The organism is Nonomuraea sp. NPDC004702 (assembly GCF_053601695.1).
Genome location: NZ_JBSGCE010000009.1, coordinates 164,560 through 182,349, shown reverse-complemented (window position 1 = coordinate 182,349; position 17,790 = coordinate 164,560). Strand labels below are relative to the sequence as shown.

At 69.8% G+C, this 17,790-nt stretch carries 15 protein-coding genes and 1 tRNA gene; 2 read left to right on the top strand and 14 right to left on the bottom strand.

Annotated features, from left to right (window positions below; genetic code table 11):
- The 4 genes from ACWEJ6_RS14820 to ACWEJ6_RS14805 form a co-directional block, all read right to left on the bottom strand.
- The coding region (locus ACWEJ6_RS14820; protein ID WP_452424021.1) for a ricin-type beta-trefoil lectin domain protein at positions 1-412 on the bottom strand (412 nt) is incomplete at its 3' end.
- A gap of 138 nt (positions 413-550) precedes the next feature.
- Positions 551-787 (bottom strand): hypothetical protein, encoded by a 237-nt coding sequence (locus ACWEJ6_RS14815; protein WP_358291509.1) that lies wholly within the window; start codon positions 785-787, stop codon positions 551-553.
- A gap of 437 nt (positions 788-1,224) precedes the next feature.
- A tRNA-Thr gene (locus tag ACWEJ6_RS14810) sits at positions 1,225-1,301 on the bottom strand.
- Positions 1,302-1,358: 57 nt separating this feature from the next.
- Positions 1,359-2,891 (bottom strand): alpha/beta hydrolase, encoded by a 1,533-nt coding sequence (locus ACWEJ6_RS14805; RefSeq protein ID WP_452424019.1) that lies wholly within the window; start codon positions 2,889-2,891, stop codon positions 1,359-1,361.
- A 193-nt stretch (positions 2,892-3,084) separates the two neighbouring features.
- Between ACWEJ6_RS14805 and ACWEJ6_RS14800 the strand changes: the two genes are divergently transcribed.
- Entirely contained in the window at positions 3,085-4,917 is a 1,833-nt protein-coding gene (locus tag ACWEJ6_RS14800; RefSeq protein ID WP_452424017.1) for a glycoside hydrolase family 15 protein, read from the top strand.
- A 6-nt stretch (positions 4,918-4,923) separates the two neighbouring features.
- Here the strand turns inward: ACWEJ6_RS14800 and ACWEJ6_RS14795 are convergent, their stop codons facing one another.
- From ACWEJ6_RS14795 to ACWEJ6_RS14785, 3 genes are all read right to left on the bottom strand, one after another.
- The gene (locus ACWEJ6_RS14795; RefSeq protein ID WP_452424015.1) at positions 4,924-6,333 is read right to left on the bottom strand and encodes an MFS transporter; all 1,410 of its coding nucleotides are present in this window, start codon (positions 6,331-6,333) and stop codon (positions 4,924-4,926) included.
- A gap of 333 nt (positions 6,334-6,666) precedes the next feature.
- The gene (locus tag ACWEJ6_RS14790) at positions 6,667-7,185 is read right to left on the bottom strand and encodes a hypothetical protein (RefSeq protein WP_364332741.1); all 519 of its coding nucleotides are present in this window, start codon (positions 7,183-7,185) and stop codon (positions 6,667-6,669) included.
- A 176-nt stretch (positions 7,186-7,361) separates the two neighbouring features.
- Positions 7,362-7,856 (bottom strand): DUF1269 domain-containing protein, encoded by a 495-nt coding sequence (locus ACWEJ6_RS14785; protein WP_358291499.1) that lies wholly within the window; start codon positions 7,854-7,856, stop codon positions 7,362-7,364.
- Positions 7,857-8,289: 433 nt separating this feature from the next.
- Here ACWEJ6_RS14785 and ACWEJ6_RS14780 point away from each other — a divergent pair, with 433 nt between their 5' ends.
- The gene (locus ACWEJ6_RS14780) at positions 8,290-8,583 is read left to right on the top strand and encodes a hypothetical protein (RefSeq protein WP_352358484.1); all 294 of its coding nucleotides are present in this window, start codon (positions 8,290-8,292) and stop codon (positions 8,581-8,583) included.
- A gap of 103 nt (positions 8,584-8,686) precedes the next feature.
- Here the strand turns inward: ACWEJ6_RS14780 and ACWEJ6_RS14775 are convergent, their stop codons facing one another.
- From ACWEJ6_RS14775 to ACWEJ6_RS14745, 7 genes are all read right to left on the bottom strand, one after another.
- A complete protein-coding gene (locus ACWEJ6_RS14775; RefSeq protein WP_452424012.1) occupies positions 8,687-9,859 on the bottom strand; it encodes an AI-2E family transporter in 1,173 nt (390 codons plus the stop codon).
- Positions 9,860-11,103: 1,244 nt separating this feature from the next.
- Positions 11,104-12,033: a PSP1 domain-containing protein gene (locus ACWEJ6_RS14770; protein ID WP_452424010.1), complete on the bottom strand. Its 930-nt coding sequence runs from the start codon at positions 12,031-12,033 to the stop codon at positions 11,104-11,106.
- Positions 12,034-12,084: 51 nt separating this feature from the next.
- On the bottom strand, positions 12,085-13,131 hold the full coding sequence (locus tag ACWEJ6_RS14765) for a permease-like cell division protein FtsX (RefSeq protein WP_452424008.1): 1,047 nt from the start codon (positions 13,129-13,131) through the stop codon (positions 12,085-12,087).
- Positions 13,128-13,655 carry a SigE family RNA polymerase sigma factor gene (locus tag ACWEJ6_RS14760; protein WP_358291493.1) on the bottom strand — a complete coding sequence of 176 codons (528 nt, stop codon included), beginning with the start codon at positions 13,653-13,655 and terminating at the stop codon, positions 13,128-13,130. Before ACWEJ6_RS14760 ends, ACWEJ6_RS14765 begins: the two co-directional genes overlap by 4 nt.
- 180 nt (positions 13,656-13,835) lie before the next feature.
- Entirely contained in the window at positions 13,836-15,014 is a 1,179-nt protein-coding gene (locus tag ACWEJ6_RS14755) for a DNA polymerase III subunit delta' (protein WP_387671600.1), read from the bottom strand.
- 9 nt (positions 15,015-15,023) lie between these two features.
- The gene (tmk, locus tag ACWEJ6_RS14750) at positions 15,024-17,060 is read right to left on the bottom strand and encodes a dTMP kinase (RefSeq protein ID WP_452424005.1); all 2,037 of its coding nucleotides are present in this window, start codon (positions 17,058-17,060) and stop codon (positions 15,024-15,026) included.
- Positions 17,061-17,201: 141 nt separating this feature from the next.
- Positions 17,202-17,774 (bottom strand): helix-turn-helix transcriptional regulator, encoded by a 573-nt coding sequence (locus ACWEJ6_RS14745; protein ID WP_452424003.1) that lies wholly within the window; start codon positions 17,772-17,774, stop codon positions 17,202-17,204.
- Between the last annotated feature and the right edge of the window lie 16 nt (positions 17,775-17,790).

Below are 17,790 nucleotides of genomic sequence, written 5' to 3'. Positions count from 1 at the left end.
CCCCGTTACCGCGGTCGTTGGTGACATCGACACACATCGGCCGCGACGTCCCCAGAGTGTCCTTGATCTTGATCTGGCCCGCGTCGATCACGAACCTCTGGTTGTTGTTGTTGGCCTGACACTCCCACTGATAGATCCGGACCCCGTTACCGCGGTCGTTGGTGACATCGACACACATCGGCCGCGACGTCCCCAGAGTGTCCTTGATCTTGATCTGGCCCGCGTCGATCACGAACTTCTGGTTGTTGTTGTTGGCCTGACACTCCCACTGATAAATCCGGACCCCGTTGCCACGGTCGTTGGTGACGTCGATGCACATCGGGTTCGGAGCGGAAGCCGCGGCGGGCAGAACGAGGCCCGCACTGACGGTGACGACGAGGACGGCTCCAGACAGAAGGCGACGAACCAGCATGAGTGTCCCTCCGAGGGTGCGTTGAACAGGGCTCATGCACCATGTCGCAACTCAAGGTGTTCGATCAATCACCTTCCGTTTACAGTCCCCTTCCCCCCTCCCGACACACACAGTGACCCCACCCGCGCACACCGGCCACTACGCCCGCTCCCGCCCGGCATTCTCCGCAGCCCGGGAGGACGGCAGTCGCCTGCGTTGCGCCAATTCGGAGATCGAGCCTCGATTCGCCCGCGCCAGGACCGCGAGGGCACGCAGGATCTCGGGCCGCTCATCCGGCCGCGTGCCGCGGAGCGCGACGATCGCCACAACCGTCATCGCCACGGCGGGAATCGCGAGCGTGACAACGGCCGCGATCACGAACACCGACAACTGCATGACCCGCACTCCTCCGCCTGCTCGGGTCGAGCAAGCGGGGGCTCAGCTCGACCAGTGGCACACTGGCAAGCTGAGTTCCCCTCACCTGGCGGGTCTCAGATGGGATTTCGTCATCCCATTCGGTTGTCTCAAGGAACGCCGTTCGATCATGACCGCCCGGACGACGGTGGGCGCGTTCCATCACCCGAGGTCTCCCCCGCCCGCTCAGGCGGACCGACGGCCCCGGGAGTACAAACAGGGATTCCAGGGCTTCCCTGTGTGTACTGTGCCGTGATGACGAGGCCGCCGCGAAGGGGTACTCCCCTCGCTCCCAGAGTGCATCGGCACCGCGGCCCCGTCAACCGGCCGGCACCCCGTGCGCCGAGGCGGTCAGTTCGGCCGGCCGCTGTACGCCCATGCAAAAGGCCCTCCTGGACGAACCGGGAGGGCCTTTGAAGTGGAGCCGCCTTGGGGATTCGAACCCCAGACCCCTTCATTACGAGTGAAGTGCTCTGGCCGACTGAGCTAAGGCGGCGTGCCTGTACGGCTTGGAAGAGTCTACAGGAGATCTAAGGGTTCTTGCTCCTCCCGATCACCGGATGCCCGGACAGATCGTGCCGTCCTTCGGCGGCACCCCTTCCACGAGATACCGGTCCACGGCGTCGTCCACACACGAAGAGCCGTTCCCGTACGCGGTGTGCCCGTCGCCGTCGTAGGTCAGCAGCACGCCGGACCGCAGCTCACCCGCCAGCGCCCGAGCCCACCCGTAGGGCGTCGCCGGGTCCCGTTTCGTGCCGACGACCAGGATCGGAGGAGCCCCCGCGGCGATCAGGCGGTGCGGCGAGAAGGTGGGCCGAGCCGGCCAGAACGCACACGGCAGGGACGACCACACGATGTACGCCCCGAACCGGGGCGCCTTCCTGGACGCCTGCGCCGCATCCTCCGCGAACGCCGCGGCCGTCGCCGGATACGGGCCGTCGACGCAGTTCACCGCCAGATTGGCCGCCAGCTGGTTGGAGTAGGTGCCGTCGTCCTGCCTGCCGGCGAGCTGGTCGGCGTTGCGCAGCAGGAGTGAGCCGTCGCCGTTCAGCGCCCGGCGTAGCGCCTCGGTGAGTTCCGGCCAGGAGGCACGGTCGTAGAGCGGCGTCAGCGCGCCGAGGGTGGCCAGCGCCTCGGTGACCCGCCGGCCGCCGCCGTCCAGGGGCCGGGTGTCCGCGCGGTGGATCAGGGCTCCTACCTCGTCCGTCGCCTCTTCGGCCGGCCGGCCGGCGAACGGGCAGTCGCGGTCGCCCAGGCAGTCCTCGACGTACGCGCGCAGCGCCTGCTCGAACCCCACGGCCTGCTCGGTGTTGACCAGCATCCGCGAGTCGGCCGGGTCGAGGGCGCCGTCCAGTGCGAGCGCGCGCACCTTGCCGGGGAACAGGTCGGCATAGACGGCCCCGAGAAAGGTCCCGTACGACTTGCCGAGATAGGTCAGCTTCTGGTCGCCGAGGGATTGGCGCAGCAGGTCCAGGTCGCGGGCCACGTCCACGGTGCCCAGGTGGGGCAGGAGCCGGCCCGAGTGCTTCCGGCAGCCGTCCGCGAACCGCCGCGCCGCAGCCTCCAGCGCACCTCGCTCCTCAAGGGTGTCGGGGGTGGTGTCCATGGCGACGAACGCGTCGAGAGCCTCGTCGTCGAGGCACTCGACCGGCGCCGACCGGCCGACCCCGCGCGGATCGAACCCGACGACGTCGAACCGCTCCCGCACCTTCTCGCCCACCACCAGCCGGGCGGCCCTGGCGTACTCGACCCCGGACGCCCCCGGCCCACCCGGGTTCAGCACCAGCGAGCCGATCCGGTCGCCCGTCGCGGGCAGCCGGACGACCGCCAGCTCAAGCCGCTCACCGTCGGGACGGTCGTGGTCGAGCGGCACCCGCAACGTCCCGCACTCGAAGCCGTCCCCACAGTCGGACCAGCCGAGCCCCCGCACCACCCGCTCCTCCGGACGGCCACACCCACCGGCGAGAAGCACCGCCGGCACCACGCCCCCCGCCACGGCGCGGCGCAGCCACCGCGCGACCCACCAGCCCGACACGCCCGGCACGGGCAGCAGGGCGGGGGCTCCCGACGAGCCGTGTTCACGCACCGCACCAGCAAACCACCCCCTGGATGCCCTCCGGCGAATCGCCGGGCCGAGGCGCGCGCTCGTCACCCCGGATGACTTCCTGCGATACCAGGAGTTAGCCTGAAAAGGCTGCTCCGTCCCCCCGGTGACGGTCGCTCAGTCGACACGTCCGGAGGCAGTCGTCCGGTATGTCCGGCGAACAACGGAGGCATCGATGAACGGCTACCCGCAGATCGCGGACCACGGCATGATCGGAGACCTGCAGACCGCCGCGCTCGTCTCCAGCGACGGCACCATCGACTGGTGGTGCACGCCCCGGTTCGACTCCCCGAGCCTCTTCGCGTCCATCCTCGACAGCGAGCGCGGAGGCCACTGCCGGCTGGCCGCCGACATGGAGGGAAGCGACGAGGCGGCCGTGCGGCAGCTCTACCTGCCGGACACCGCCGTCCTCGTCACCCGGTTCATGGCTTCCGGCGGCGTCGGCGAGGTCGCCGACTTCATGGAGCCGAACACCTCCAGCACCCCTTCCGGCCGGCACCGCCTGGTGCGGTTCGTCCGGGTGGTCCGCGGGAGCCTGCCCTTCGTCTTCTCCTGCCGTCCCCGCTTCGACTACGGGCGGGCACCGCACACCCTCGCGCTCGGCGACGCCGGATCGGCGGTCTTCCAGGGCCCCGGCACGAACCTCCACCTGCAGGCCGCCGGCCCTGTCGCCCTGCGCCCGGACGGTGAGGACATCGTCGCGGACTTCACCCTCCAGGCCGGCCAGACGGCGGCGATCGTCCTGACCAGTTGCAGCGGCGACGACCAGGCCGTGCCGCCCGTGACCGCCGACGGGATCCGCGACAGCTTCGAGGCCTGCCGCGCCTTCTGGCACGGTTGGCTGCGCGCGTCCCGGTACCGGGGGCGCTGGCGTGACATGGTGAACCGGTCGGCGATCACTCTCAAACTCCTCACGTACGCGCCCACCGGCGCTCCGATCGCCGCCGCCACGATGGGGCTGCCGGAGCAGATCGGCGGCGAACGCAACTGGGACTACCGCTACACCTGGGTCCGCGACGCCTCCCTGTCCGTCCGGGCCCTGATCGGCCTCGGCTTCGTCGAGGAGGCCCAGGCGTTCCGTACGTGGCTGCATGAACGGCTCCTCGCCGGCCGCGCCTCCGGTGAGCCGCTGCAGATCATGTACCGGATCGACGGGGATCCCCATCTGACCGAGGAAGTGCTCGACCACCTGGAGGGATACCGGCACTCCCGGCCGGTACGGGCCGGAAACGCCGCCTCCGATCAGCTCCAGCTCGACATCTACGGTGAAGTCGCCGACGCCCTGGCCCAGGCCCAGGAGATCGGCGGCATCCGCGGCTGGCGGTCCTTCGCCGCGCTGCTCGACTGGCTGGCCGACACCTGGGACCGTCCCGACGAGGGCATCTGGGAGACCCGCGGCGGGCGTCAGGAGTTCACCTACAGCCGGCTGATGACCTGGGTCGCCTTCGATCGCGGCATCCGGATGGCCACCACCCACTCGCGTCCCGCCGACCTCGTGCGCTGGATGAGTGTCCGGGACGCCGTCTTCAACCAGATCATGGACCGCGGCTGGAGCCCTGACCGGCAGGCTTTCGTCCAGCATTACAGCACCGACGTGCTGGACGCCTCGCTGCTGCTCATGCCCCGGGTCGGGTTCATCTCCCCCCGCGACCCGGCCTGGCTGAGCACCCTGGACGCCATCGACCAGGAGCTGGTCAGCGACAGCCTCGTCTACCGCTACGACCCCGCCGCGTCCCCCGACGGCCTGCGCGGCTCGGAGGGGACGTTCAACCTGTGCAGTTTCCTCTACGTCGAGGCCCTGGCCCGCGCCGGACGGCTGCAGCAGGCCCGTTACGCCTTCGACAAGATGCTCACCTACGCCAACCACGTCGGCCTGTTCGCCGAGGAGATCGGCCCGTCAGGCGCGCAGCTCGGCAACTTCCCGCAGGCGTTCACCCATCTGGCGCTCATCGCCGCGGCCGTCGCCCTCGACGAACAACTCGACCGTGCCGAACCGGGCGGGCGGTAGACGGCGTCACGGCGTCACGGGGGTCGGCGTCACCGGGGGGTCGGCGGGGAGCCGGATCGCGGCGGCCAGGCCCACCAGGGCGAAGATCGCAAGAGCGATCATGGCGAGGGCATAGGACCGGTTCCCTTCGGCCAGCCCGGAGATGAGGATCGTGCCGGCGATCGCCGTGCCGAACGACGAGCCGAGATTGGACACGCTGCGCGACAATCCGGAGATCTCGCCCTGCTGTTCCTCGGGAAAACTGGACTGCACGACGTTGACCGACGGCGTGAGCATCACGCCCACGCCCAGCCCGATCAGCAACAGCCCCGGCACGAAGGCGACGACCCGCGACGACGCTTCCACCAGGGCGAGCAGGATGACGATCCCGGCCACGGTCATGGCGAAACCCGCCGAGATCAGGCTCTTCTGGGCGTGCTTCTTGGCGAGCCGCTCCGCCGCCAGGGAGCTCACGAGGATCCCCGCGGTCGCCGCGGTGAAGACGACACCCGTCTGGATGGCGTTGTACCCGCGGACCTTCTGCAGGAAGACCGCGACCACGAAGGACGTCCCCATGAGCACCAGCCACTGCATGTTCTGGGTGACAAGGCCGAGATCGGACGTACGGTTCCGGAACAGGCGCGTCGTGAGCAACGGCTCCTTCCCGGCGCGTTCCCGGGCCCGGATGTGCAGGAAGAACCAGATCAGGAAGCCCACGCCGACGACGAGGAACGCCGTCATCAGCAGGGCGTTCTTGCCGGCCTGGAGGATCCCGAACACCACGAAGAACATGCCGACGGCCGACAGGACCGCGCCGGCGGCGTCGAAGGGCCGGGTCGGATCCGGCGGCACCGGGTCGGCGATCCGGCGGCTGAGAAAGACGATCACCGCGACCACCACCGCCTGGAAGACGAACGCGGCACGCCAGGTGATCGCCGTCGCGATGAAACCGCCGATCAGCGGGCCCGCGGCCGCGCCGACACCGCCCAGTCCGCTGATCAGGCCGAAGGCGCGCGCCCGCGACCGCAGATCGTCGAAGGCCATCGTCGCGAGAATGTAGACGGGCGGGATCAGCAACGCTGTCCCCACCCCTTCGAGAACCGAGTTGCCGAGGATCAGCACCGCGAGGCTGGGCGAGAACGCGCTGGTCAGAGCGCCGATCCCGTACAGGGTGAGGCCCGCGAGGAAACACCTCTTGCGTCCCCAGCGATCAGTCAGCTTGCTGCACGGGATCATCAGCACGGCCATGATCAACAGGAAGAGCGTGATCGTGCTCTGCACGCCCTTCACCGTGGTGTTCAGGTCCCGGCCGATGTCGTTGATCATCACGTTCATGTTCGAGCCGGCGAAGCTGCAGATGAACTGGGCGAGGGCCAGCGGGGTCAGCGGGCTCTTCGCGAAGGCGGCCGAGCTCCCGGGGGCTGCGGGTCCGGTCACGGTCCACCCCGCCGTCGCGCTCGCCGAGCTCGATCGGTGGCGATGGGGTTGGCGCCTTCGCCCCGCCGTCGCGCTCGCTGAGCCTGATCGGTGGCGAGGAGGGCGGCGCCTTCGCCGTACGAACCGGCGCCGGCCCCTTCAAGGACGGGATCGCTGCGACACATCATCCACCTGCGCATGACCACCTCGATGTGAATCCGGCATGATGCTCGCCGCCTCCATGGTGCCCGCCTCCGTGGCGGCCGGTTCCGTGGCGGCCGGTTCCGCGGCGGCCGTTGCCACGGATGACCGGCCGCCTCTGCGGTCGGAGCGGCCGTCCCGGCGGGTGTCCGGTCAATGGTGGAACGCGGCCTTCAGCACCACGATCACCAGCCCGAGCAGCAGATTGATCACGCTCGTGACCAGCACCATGCGAGAGGAGGCGCCGATCCCCACGGCCGCCGCGGCCGACCAGCCGACCTGCCCGGCCACCGCGACCCCGAGGGCCAGCCAGGCGGTGCCCTGCGGTTCGAGGCCCAGCAACGGCCCGACGGCCACGGCGACGGCCGGCGGAACGGCCGCCGTGACGATCGGCCACTCCTCGGCGCAGGCCCGGCGGATGTCGGCCACGCTCATGCTCTGGAAGACCGCACGGGCGCCGAACAGGCGGGCGTGGACATGAGCGGCCCAGAACACCGCGCTGGTCCCCAGCAGCAGAATGATCATCTCCAGACGCGGGAACCTGCCGAGCGACGCGGCACCGGCCACCACGGACGCGGCGAGCAGTGATCCGTAGACCGCACCGGTGTAGTCCCTGTGGGCGCCTTCAGCCGGCGACCGATGACCGTCGGCCGGATCGGGCACCTTCCCCATGACGACCTCTCTTGATGATGACCGGACCCCCTGGACAAAGGGTGCTCAACTCTCACCCTCGCGACGAAGCGAACGCGCCGCGCTCACGCGGCGAGGCATGGCAGGGCGAGGCGGGGCGAGGCAAGGCGGAGCGAGGCGGGTGCATCGCGGATCTGTGGCGGTGTGCGGCATTCGGTTCACCGGGCGCCGATCCCCTCCATCATCTCGCGCAGTTGCGCCTCCTCCTCACGATTGAGCGAGGTCTGGATGACATGCCCGCCGTACGACTGGATCTCCGGGATGACCTTGTCCGGCGTACTCTGCACGACCAGGACGAACAGCGCGGCGGTGCCGGGTTCCAGCTTGCCGGCGATTTCCCTCATGAACTCGTCGTTGACGCCGGCGTCGGTCATCGCTGCGGCGGCCGCTCCGGTGGCGGCGCCCATCGCCATGCCGAAGAGCGGCACGAAGAACAACATCCCGATCAGGCCACCCCACAGCGCTCCGCCGGCCGCACCCATACCCGTCGTACCGCTGGTCTGGTGGAGCTTGATCGTCCCGTCGGCCCGGCGTTCGACGATGGCCACGTCCTCCATCGTGATCAGGTTCTGCCGTTGCAGGTCGGCGAGGCGGTCACGTACGGCGATGGCGGTGGGGAGGTCGGGATAGGAGATCGCGATGAGGTTGCTCATTGGGCTTGTTCCTCCTGATCGATTGCATCGACGAGCAGCTGCGGACGCCCCGGAAAGCAGTGCGGGCCGCCGCCGGGAACAGGTCCGCGACCGGCTCTCCGGACAAACAAGCCCACATGACCCGGGACTCCCAGCGGAAGATCCGCAACGGCCGCATCACGGCACGCGTGACGGCATCGCCCTGCCAAGCCGCCGTCCATGCTTCTGATCCCCTGTTCCCGATCGGGCGGCCACCGCGAGAAGGCAAAGATTTCCCTCAGGCAAATCTGTGCATTTTTCGGAAATAACCCTCAGTGCGCCCAGACAGCACCCGGGCAGGCAAATCGAAGCAGGGACTTTCCATGCACAACGTCGAGGATGAGCAGCCCCGGCGGCGGGGACCATCCAGTTCGCCTACCTTCCGGCGAGGCGTGATGGAGGGACGTGGACCGCCATGGGATGTCTGTTCGCGATCTTCGCGGGCCTCTTTCCGCGACTTGCCGTTTTCATCATCTGGGTGGCGCGGCCCGCTCTGGTCAGCGCCGCCTTCCACACGTGGATCTGGCCTCTCCTCGGGCTGATCTTCCTGCCGTTCACCACGTTGATGTACGTGATCCTGTACGTGCCCGGCGTCGGCCTGAGAGGCGCGGACTGGTTCTGGATCGCCGTATCGGTCGCGCTGGACCTCTTCCACTGGATCGGCACCGCGACCCAACGTCGCCAGATCCCCGGCTATCCCCGCGGCTGACCGGCCACCGCCCGTACCGTCGCACGTGACACGGGCCGGAGGGCCCGGGGCGTCTCCGCTCGGCAGCCCTGCCGGAACGGTCGTCGATCCGCTCCGGTCCACGTCACTTCGGCGGCGGCGGGCCGGGGCCGTCCTTCGAGGACGTTCCTCCGCCTCCGCCCTTCGGCGGCGCCGACTCGGCGGCCATGGCCTCCCGCAGCTCCTGACGGGTGGCGAACGTGTCGATCAGCGACAGCAGCATGGCCACGATGGGGATGGCCAGCAGCGCGCCCATCGCGCCGAACAGCGACGCCCCCGCGATCACGGCGGCGAAGGACACCCCGGGATGGATGTCCACCGCCCGCGAGCTGATCTTCGGCTCCAGCGTCAGGTTCTCCACCTGCTGGTACACGACGCCCCACGCCAGCGCGGCCAGACCGACCCAGGGACGTGACGAGACCAGTCCCACCACCACCGGCAGGGCGATGGAGATGTAGGTGCCGATGGTGGGCACGAGCTGGGCGACCAGCCCCGTCCACGCACCGAGCGCCAGCCAGGAGGGCATGTCCAGCAGCAGGAACACCAGGGCCGACGCCGTGCCGTTGATGGCGGCCAGGATGAGCCGGGAGGAGACGTACCCACCGGTCTTGATCGTGGAGACGTCCCAGACGCTGATGAAGACCTGCTGGAGCCGGCCGGGCAGCAACTGCGCGAGCCACCGCCGCAGCCTCGGCCCGTCGGCCGAGAAGTAGAACGTCAGCAGCGCCAGGGTGAACAGGTTGAACAGCGTTCCGGTCACCGTGCCCAGCAGCCCCAGCACCCCGCCGAGCGCGCCCTGCGCGTACTCGGCCGCCTGCTGCGGGGTGAGTTTGATGGACTTGAGAATGTCGGAGATCTCATAGCGGGTGCCGAGACGGGCGTTGACCCACTCGACGACGCCCGCGATGACGTCGGGCAGAGCCTTCAGCAGCACCGCGACCTGCTGCACGAACATGCTGCCGAACAGGACCATGAAGATCACGAATGCCAGGATGAACAACGTCATCACCAGCAGCGTCGCTCTGCCTCGGCGCATGTGCCGCGACATGCGCCGCACGGCGGGCTCCATGGCCAGAGAGAGGAACCAGGCCATCACCAGCATGGCGATCAGCGCACCCGCGTCCGTGATCACGAACCGGACGAAGAACGCCACCGCGACGACGGCCGCCATGGCAAGCCCGGCACGCCAGACGTTGGCAGGTGAGAGCATCACCTGCACTGCGGGCACGCCGTCGCTCGACTGCACCGGCTTCTTCATGACTCTCCAGAGATCTAGATCCCACCTCCGATGACCACGGCGAACGACGAGACCGCAGAGGACAACGAGTCCGGCCCTCACCCCGGGCGCACGGCCATCAGCCCCCGTAGCCTGCGGCCGAATGCGTCATGCATGGAAGTGACGCACCCAACGTACGACGACCAGCCCCTCCAGCCCCGCATCTCCCACCCGACCGGCTTGTCCACCACCCCACCCCAGCCCCCCACCCCCTACTGAACGGCCTCCCGCACACCCAGGCCGTACCGAGCCAGGCCGGGCCAGGCCAGGCCGACGCGAGGCGAGGCCGACGCGAGGCCAAGCCAGGCCGGGCCGGGCCGGGCCGACGCGAGGCGAGGCCGCGGGCGCGGGCGCGGGCGGGACAAGGCCGGAGGCGCGGGCGGGGCGGATGGCTGACTCCGGCACTTCAAACGGACTTGGCAAGCTGCCCCCTCAGATAGGCGCCGGAAGGTGGCGCTTCGGACGCGCTGCTGTAGCGGGTACCTAAGGTGGGCCTGGGATTCTGCTGCGGCTCGGTGGGCTGGCGCTTCCAAGGGGGCTCCGGGGCTGCGGGGCTGCTCAGACGGGGGCTGTTGTGAACAGATGCCCAGCTGGGGCTGTTCGAGCCTGGCCCACCGGTGGGATTGCAGCGAGTCGGTGCTGCTGGCCGGAGCCGCGGCGGACTGGTGTCTCAGGTGGTGGCATCGAGAGCGGCGCCTCGGGTGCGGCTCTTGCAACTGCGCATCGGCGCTTCCGACGGCACTACTTCGACTCCGACTGACGGTTCCGATGGGCTGCTACGGCAGCGGGCTGGCACCTCGGCTGTGGCTGCTACGGCTGCGAGTCGGCGCTTCCGACGGCACTACTTCGAGTCCAACTGACGGTTCCGATGGGCTGCTACGGCAGCGGGCTGGCACCTCGGCTGTGGCTGCTACGGCTGCGAGTCGGCGCTTCCGGTGGGGCTTCTAGAGCTCCGAGTGCGCGCCGGTGGGGCTGCTGCGGTGGCGGGCTGGGTGCTTCGGGTGGGGTCGGCTGTGAGCTGGTGCTTTTCGCCACAGTGAGCCTCATCAATGAGCCCGGGGCCGTACGAGGGGCCACACGGAGCCGCCGCGGCCATGCCCCTCGCGCTGTAGCTCCCACGGCAGCTCCCACGGCAGCTCCCACGGCCTCCCCGTCGCCTTCGGGAAGGCGGTCAGCCTGTTACCGGCCGCCCATGAGCGCCACTTGGGCCAGAACGGGATGAGCGTTCAGACGTCCTCCCCACCCCCGGAAGGCTTGTGGTCGGGCGATTCCTCCTGGTTGCCGTACATCTTGTCGTGCTGGATGCGGGGCGAACATACCGATGCGGAAGGGCACGCACAGCGCCTCCCACCATCGTCCAGGCGCACCGTAACCGTGTCGGCGGGGACGTTGTGCCCGGTGACGATCCCCTCGCCCTCCGGCGTGCTCACCCGGCTTCCCGCGCGAGGCATCCTGTACCGGCTCTCGACGTACAACGGGTGCTCGTACTTCAGGCAGCACATGAGCCGCCCACAAGCCCCCGCGATGCGCAACGGGTTGACCGGCAGATCCTGGTCTTTGGCCATGCGCACGGACACGGGCTCGAAATCCTTCAGGAACGTGGCACAGCACAGGTCACGGCCGCAGGGACCGATGCCGCCCTGCAGCCGCGCCTCGTCCCTGGGACCGATCTGCCGCAGCTCGACCCTGGCCCGCAGGTTACGGGCCAGGTCGCGGACCAAGGCCCGGAAGTCGACCCGATGAGGGGCCGAGAAGTAGACGGTGTAGACGTTGTCCTGGTCGAGATAGTCGATGCCGACGACCTTCATCGGCAGCGTGTGCCGTTTGATCAGCTTCTTCGACACGCTGCGGGCCTCGGCCCTGCGGCGTTTGTTGGACTCGTCACGCGAGAGGTGTTCCTCACCCGCCGGCCCCTCGCACACGGGCAGACCGTCGATGTCCTCGCTCGTGTACTGCGGCGCCCACACACACTCCGCCACCTCGGGGCCCGAATCGGTCGGCACCAGCACCTTGTCGCCGACCTTGAAGGTGTGCCCGCCCGGATCGAGGTAGTAGAGCCTCCCGTAGCGCGTGAAGCTCACGGCCATGATCATTCCCATGGGCTCGAGCTCGCCTCCCTGACGGCCTCGGGGGTTGTTACGGCCTTCCGTTGCCACACTACGTGTGTCCACCCGGTGAACGTGAGGGGCACCGGGCCCGATCTTGAATCAACCGCCCGTCCGGCAGTCCTGGCCCTTCGGCAGCGAGACCCGGTAGCGGGCCATGGCCAGAGCCGCGTCGACCGTACAACGGCGGTCGACGACGGATGCGACACCCCGCTGCCGTCTCAGGGCCTTGAGCAGCGCGCTCCAGTCGCCGCGCTCCGACCTCATCTGCAACCGGTACGACTCCGGCATGTCCCCAACCCTGGTGGCGGCGAGCAGTGCCTTGTTGTCCTGGTAGCTGCGCTTGAAGTTCTCGTACGCCGTCGACCGGTCCTCGAAGAGGATGGACTTGACCTGCTTGGACGCGCGCAGGATTGCGACGATCTCGGCCTTCTGTCTGGTCGTGGCCCCCTTGCCCTCCTTCACGATCTTGTCGCCGTCCGCCGCACGTTCGGCCCCGCAGGCGGGCAGCGCCGAACCGTCGCCGCAGAGGAAGACGCTGACCTGAGCGCCCGATGACGGAAGGGAAGCGGCGGAGGGCACCAAGTCGATGTCCTCGACCCCCGGGAGCGAGCTGAGTGCCTGCTTCACCGGCACCGGATCCGTCCCGGGCTCCAGCCGCAGCCGGAACGAGGCACGCAGGTCGTCGACCGTCACCGCGTCGAGCAGCCGCTGGTTGTGCACGAAGTCGCGCCGGAAGCTCTCGAAGGCTTCGGCTTGGTCCACATACATGAGCGAGGTGACGCCGGACACCTCCTTCGCCGCCTTGGCGATCGACTTCGTCTGATCAGGCGTGACGCCCTGCCCCTGACAGGACGGCGCCTTCCCGCTGGCCGACCTCGAACAGAGGAAGATCGTCAGCTCTTGGGCATCGGCCTGACCGCCGGGGGGGCCGGCCAGCGTCGCCACGTGCTCGTCGCCTCGCACGCCCAGCCAGACGGCGGTCGTAGCCCCCGCGAGCACCACCGCCACGGCCGCGCTCACCAGCCGGAGGTCCACCCGGCTCCGGCGCCGCTCCGGCGTGCGCAGCGGCTTGAGCGCGCCGGTGTCGACGGTCGCGCCGGCCTCGACGAGCGCGGCACGAAGCCTGTCTTCCATCGGACTGTTCATGATTCCTCCCCAAGCGCCCGGCCGAGAGCGGCGAGCCCTCGCGCGATCGTGGACCTGGCCGTGCTCGCGTTGACGCCCATGGTCGCGGCGACCTCCTGGTCGGACAGGTCGAAGTAGTAGCGCAGGGTCAGCGCCTCACGCTGCCTGCGCGGCAGCTCCCGCAGGGCGAGCAGCACCTCCCGACGCTCCTCGCCCAGCAGCGCGGCGCTCTCCGCCGACCAGACCGGCGGCTCGTAGGGCACCGCCCGCCGGAACACCGTCGCCCGTCTGCGCAGGACGGACCGGCACCCGTTGAGCACGGCGGAACGCACATAGGCCAGCGCCTTGTCGGCGTCCCGCAGACGGGCTCGGCCGGCGTGCGTACGTGCGAACGCCTCCTGTACGACGTCTTCGGCGGTGGCCTGATCACCGACCATGATCAGGGCGAGCCGCACGAGGCCCACATGATGCTCGGCGAAGATCGATGCCACATCGACCTGTTGCCGCGCCAGGGCCTGTTGTTGGGAGAGCAGTTCGACTTCCACGCTACAGAGACGCTTCGCGGGCTCACTTGCTGCTCCGGTCACCCAGCCATCTTTTCGCCCTCCTGACAAGCGAGAAGGCGGAAACCGCAGGCAGCCGCGGCCAGGCCCCCAAGGCGAGCCACCCCCGGGCGAGCCCTCAAGCAGCCCGCGCAGCCACCACAGGCAGTGGCCGGGATCAGCTCAGGCCGCCCCGCGCAGCGACAACATCATCGCCTCCACCGCCATCTGCGGATTGACGTTGGCCCCCAGCCGCTCCCGGCACCGCATGATCGCGTCGATCCGCCGCAGCGTCTCCTCCGGCGTGGACGACCTGGCGAGCTGGTCGAGATCGAACCGGATGTCGTCGTTGGCCAGCTCCACCCCCGCCCCGAACTGCATGGCCAGCACGTCGCGGTAGTACGACACCAGCTCCAGCAGCGCGGCGTCGAGCGAATCCCGTTTGATGCGGGTGGCTCGGGACTTCTGCCGGTCCTCCAGCTCCTTGAGTGCGCCCGCCCCGCCGCGCACCAGCCCCCGGTTGAGCCCCTTGCCCGTGGAGCCCTCGCCGTAGATCTTGCGCAGCTCGGCCGTCTCGTTCTCGTTGAGCGCCGCCGTGGCCGCCGCGGCCTCTTCCTCAGCCGTCTTGACCAGGCGTTCGGCGGCGGACACGCACTCGCCCACCCCGGTCAGCGTGCGTGGGATGCCGAGCACGGCCTCCCGCCGGTGGCGGGCGCCTTCGTCGAGGGCCAGTGACCGTGCCCTGCTGATGTGCCCCTGCGCGGCCCGCGCGGCGAACGCGGCGGTCTCCCACGGCACGCTGTCGCGGGTGGCCAGCACGTGCGCGACGGCCTCGGTGGACGGCGTGGTCAGCGTGACCTGGCGGCAGCGCGACCTGATGGTGATCATGAGGTCGTCGGGGGCGGGCGCGCACAGCAGCCAGACCGTGCGCGGCGGCGGCTCCTCGATGGCCTTGAGCAGGGCGTTGGCCGCCGACTCCGTGGCGCGGTCGGCGTCTTCGAACAGGATGACCCGCCAGCGGCCCTGGGTGGGCGCGCCGGCAGCCCGCAGGATGAGCTCGCGGGTCTGCTTGACGCTGTAGGACAGGCCCTCAGGACGTACGGACTCCAGGTCGGGGTGAGAGCCGATGAGCACCTGGTGGCACTGGTCGCAGTGGCCGCAACCGGCGTCGGGGCACAGCAGCGCGGCGGCGAAGGCGCGCGCGGCCTCCTCCCGGCCCGAGCCGGGCGGGCCGGTGAACAGCCAGGCATGCGTCATGCCGGCGCCGCGACCGCCCTTGACGGCCTCGCCGGCCGCCGCAGCGGCCCGCGACAGCACGGAGATCGCCTGGTTCTGCCCGACGAGGTCATCGAAAACTGTCACGGCGTAAGGCTAGTCGCGGATGGCGGGCATCGTGCCCGTGGCGTCTTCGGACTCCCGGGGCACCGGATCGGGCAGGATCTCGCGGATGCGGTCCTGGATCTGGCGGGTCAGCACCTCGGGCGGCATCGTGCCGTCGACCACGAGGTAGCGGCCGGGATCGGCGGCGGCCAGCGCGCGGAACTCCTTGCGCACCCGCTGGTGGAACTCCAGCGGCTCGGACTCGATGCGGTCGGCCGCCCCGCCCAGCCGGGTGAGCCCCACCTCGGGCGGCGTGTCGATGAGCACGGTCAGATGCGGCACGAGGCCGCCCGTCGCCCACGCGTTGATCTTGGACACGTCTTCGGGGTCGAGCGCCCGGCCGGCGCCCTGGTAGGCCAGGGACGAGTCGACGTAGCGGTCGCTGATCACCAGCGAGCCCCGGTAGAGCGCCGGGCGGATCACCTTCTCGACGTGCTCGGCCCGGTCGGCCGCGTAGAGCAGGGCCTCCGAACGGGCCGACAGACCTCGCTCGGCCGCGTCGAGCAGGATGGCCCGCAACCGCATGCCGATCTTGGTGGAGCCGGGCTCCCGCGTCTGGACCACGTCGTAGCCCTGGTCGCGCAGCCAGATGGCGATCAGCCGCGACTGGGTGGTCTTGCCCGAGCCCTCGCCGCCCTCGAACGCCATGAACAGCCCCGGCACGTGCTCGGCCGGCTCGGCGGGATAGCGCTCGCCGCGCACCGCCGCGAGAAGGTCGGCCGACAGCGAGACGCCCTGCCTGTCGTCCATGTGGCGCAGCGCCAGGATCCCGACGGCCATCGCGAGCCCGCCGCCGATGACCAGCACCAGGTTGGTGCCGTCGAAGCGGTAGGCGATGGCGCCGAGGCCGAACTCGTGGGCGCCGAAGAGCGCCGCCAGCGGGTTGGCCACCGCCACCACGAGCAGCAGGGTGACCCGCGCCGTGGACTGCAGGAACGAGAACGTGCGCCCGCGCAGCGCGTCTTCGACCTCCAGCCCGATCAGGGTGTAGCCGATGATCCACGCGATGCCCGCGCACGCCCCGAGCAGCACGGTCAGCATGACGACGATCGGCAGGTTGTGGATCAGCGCGATGGCCACGAGCACCACCCCGGCCACGGTGATGGCCAGGCCGAACAGCCGCCGCCGCGACAGCCCGCGCAGCAGCCTGAGGCCGACGAACATGCCCAGCGCCATGCCGACGAAGACCGCGCCGAACACGACGCCGTAGGCCGCGTCGCCGCCGCCGAGGGCCACCACGTAGATCTTCGCCACGCCGACCACGGCCCCGCCCGCGGCGAACGCGCCGAGCATGCCGATGATCAGGCCGCGCACGAGCCGGTTGCCGCCCACGAAACGCCAGCCCTCGACGACCTGCTTGAGCACCGAGGGCGTCGAGATCGCGCCGTCGCGCTTGGGGATGCCGCGCAACGTGAAGATCAAGAAGGCCGACACCAGGTAGGCCAGGGAGTTGACGATCAGCGCCGGAGCGGTCGGGTCCATGCCGTTGAACAGCGGCAGGACGCTGCGCCCCATGTCGCCGGCCAGGGACAGCGCGGCGAACAGCAGGGCCGCGATCGGCGCGCTGCCGTAGGTGACCAGCAGGTTGAGCCGGTTGGCGGATTCGAGCTGGTCCTTGGGCACCAGGTTGGGCACCGTGGCGTCCTTGGCCGGGACCCAGAACAGGTTGACGCACTCGACCAGGACGGTCGCGACGATCACCCACTGGTAGGTGCCGATGACCGGGATCGACAACACGACCGCGAACCTGGCCAGGTCTGCGGTGAACATGGTCAGCCGCCGGTCGAACCGGTCGGCGAACACCCCGGCCAGCGGCCCGAGCAGCACCGCCGGCAACATCTTGGCGATGAACACGCCGCCCACGGCCAGCGACTGCATGCGGTAGTCGCCCTGGTTGAGGTTTCCGGCGAGGGCGGTCAGGGCCAGGATGTTGAGCCAGTCGCCCAGACTGCACACCGACATGGCCGTCCAGAGACGGCGGAACGGCGCATGGGCCAGCACATGTGCAGCGCGCCTAGGGGCAGTCATGATTTCAGCGTATCCAGGTGTCGGCCGGACATGGGAAGGCGGGAGACAACGCGGAATTACCCGCTTGTCCGTGGCTGAGGGTATTACGTTCGCGGGTCGGCGTGCAGGTTACCCGCATGGAATAGGCCCTCGAAAACGTCGTCAATTCATTACTCCGGCCTCTTGCCTGATCTGCTCCACCAGAGGCCTCCAGGCGGCGCGGACGGCGGCCGGCAGGGCCAGCTCGCCCCAGAGCTCGACCAGCAGCGCGCCGTCGACGTGATCGAGCAGGTCGGCGGGGCCGCCCTCGCTCAGCAGCGCCGAGTAGGCCGCCCGGCGCTGGTCGCGGTCGGCCAGGTCGTAGACCCGGCCGCCGAACCGCAGGACGCCCAGCGCCGCGGCCACCGGCAGCCGCCGCAGGCGGCTCGGGACGTGGAAGCTGCGCCCGCCCGCCGACTGCACGGCGAACTCGACCTTGGGCTCAAGGGCCAGCCGGAACCCGGCCGCGTCGAGGATGCGCCCGGCGGTCTCCAGCGTCGGCGACTTCCTGCCGTGCTCGTAGGCCGACAGCGTGGTGCGCGAGGTGCCGCTCCTGCTGGCCAGCGCCTTCTGGTTCATGCTCGCCGCGTGGCGCGCCTGCCTGAACAGCAGCCCGCCGCGCCTGGCCCAGAAGGCGACGTCGGGCGCGAGCGAAGCCGCCTGACGCAACGCCCCTTCGGCCGGGGAGGACACCATGCTCACCTCCTGCGAG

What these genes read in the sequence shown, in the direction of transcription:
- ACWEJ6_RS14815 (WP_358291509.1), bottom strand. Translation starts at nt 787, where the DNA reads ATGCAGTTGTCGGTGTTCGTGATCGCGGCCGTTGTCACGCTCGCGATT.
- ACWEJ6_RS14800 (WP_452424017.1), top strand. Translation starts at nt 3,085, where the DNA reads ATGAACGGCTACCCGCAGATCGCGGACCACGGCATGATCGGAGACCTG.
- ACWEJ6_RS14790 (WP_364332741.1), bottom strand. Translation starts at nt 7,185, where the DNA reads ATGGGGAAGGTGCCCGATCCGGCCGACGGTCATCGGTCGCCGGCTGAA.
- ACWEJ6_RS14785 (WP_358291499.1), bottom strand. Translation starts at nt 7,856, where the DNA reads ATGAGCAACCTCATCGCGATCTCCTATCCCGACCTCCCCACCGCCATC.
- ACWEJ6_RS14780 (WP_352358484.1), top strand. Translation starts at nt 8,290, where the DNA reads ATGGGATGTCTGTTCGCGATCTTCGCGGGCCTCTTTCCGCGACTTGCC.
- ACWEJ6_RS14775 (WP_452424012.1), bottom strand. Translation starts at nt 9,859, where the DNA reads ATGAAGAAGCCGGTGCAGTCGAGCGACGGCGTGCCCGCAGTGCAGGTG.
- ACWEJ6_RS14765 (WP_452424008.1), bottom strand. Translation starts at nt 13,131, where the DNA reads ATGAACAGTCCGATGGAAGACAGGCTTCGTGCCGCGCTCGTCGAGGCC.
- tmk (WP_452424005.1), bottom strand. Translation starts at nt 17,060, where the DNA reads ATGACTGCCCCTAGGCGCGCTGCACATGTGCTGGCCCATGCGCCGTTC.
- ACWEJ6_RS14745 (WP_452424003.1), bottom strand. Translation starts at nt 17,774, where the DNA reads ATGGTGTCCTCCCCGGCCGAAGGGGCGTTGCGTCAGGCGGCTTCGCTC.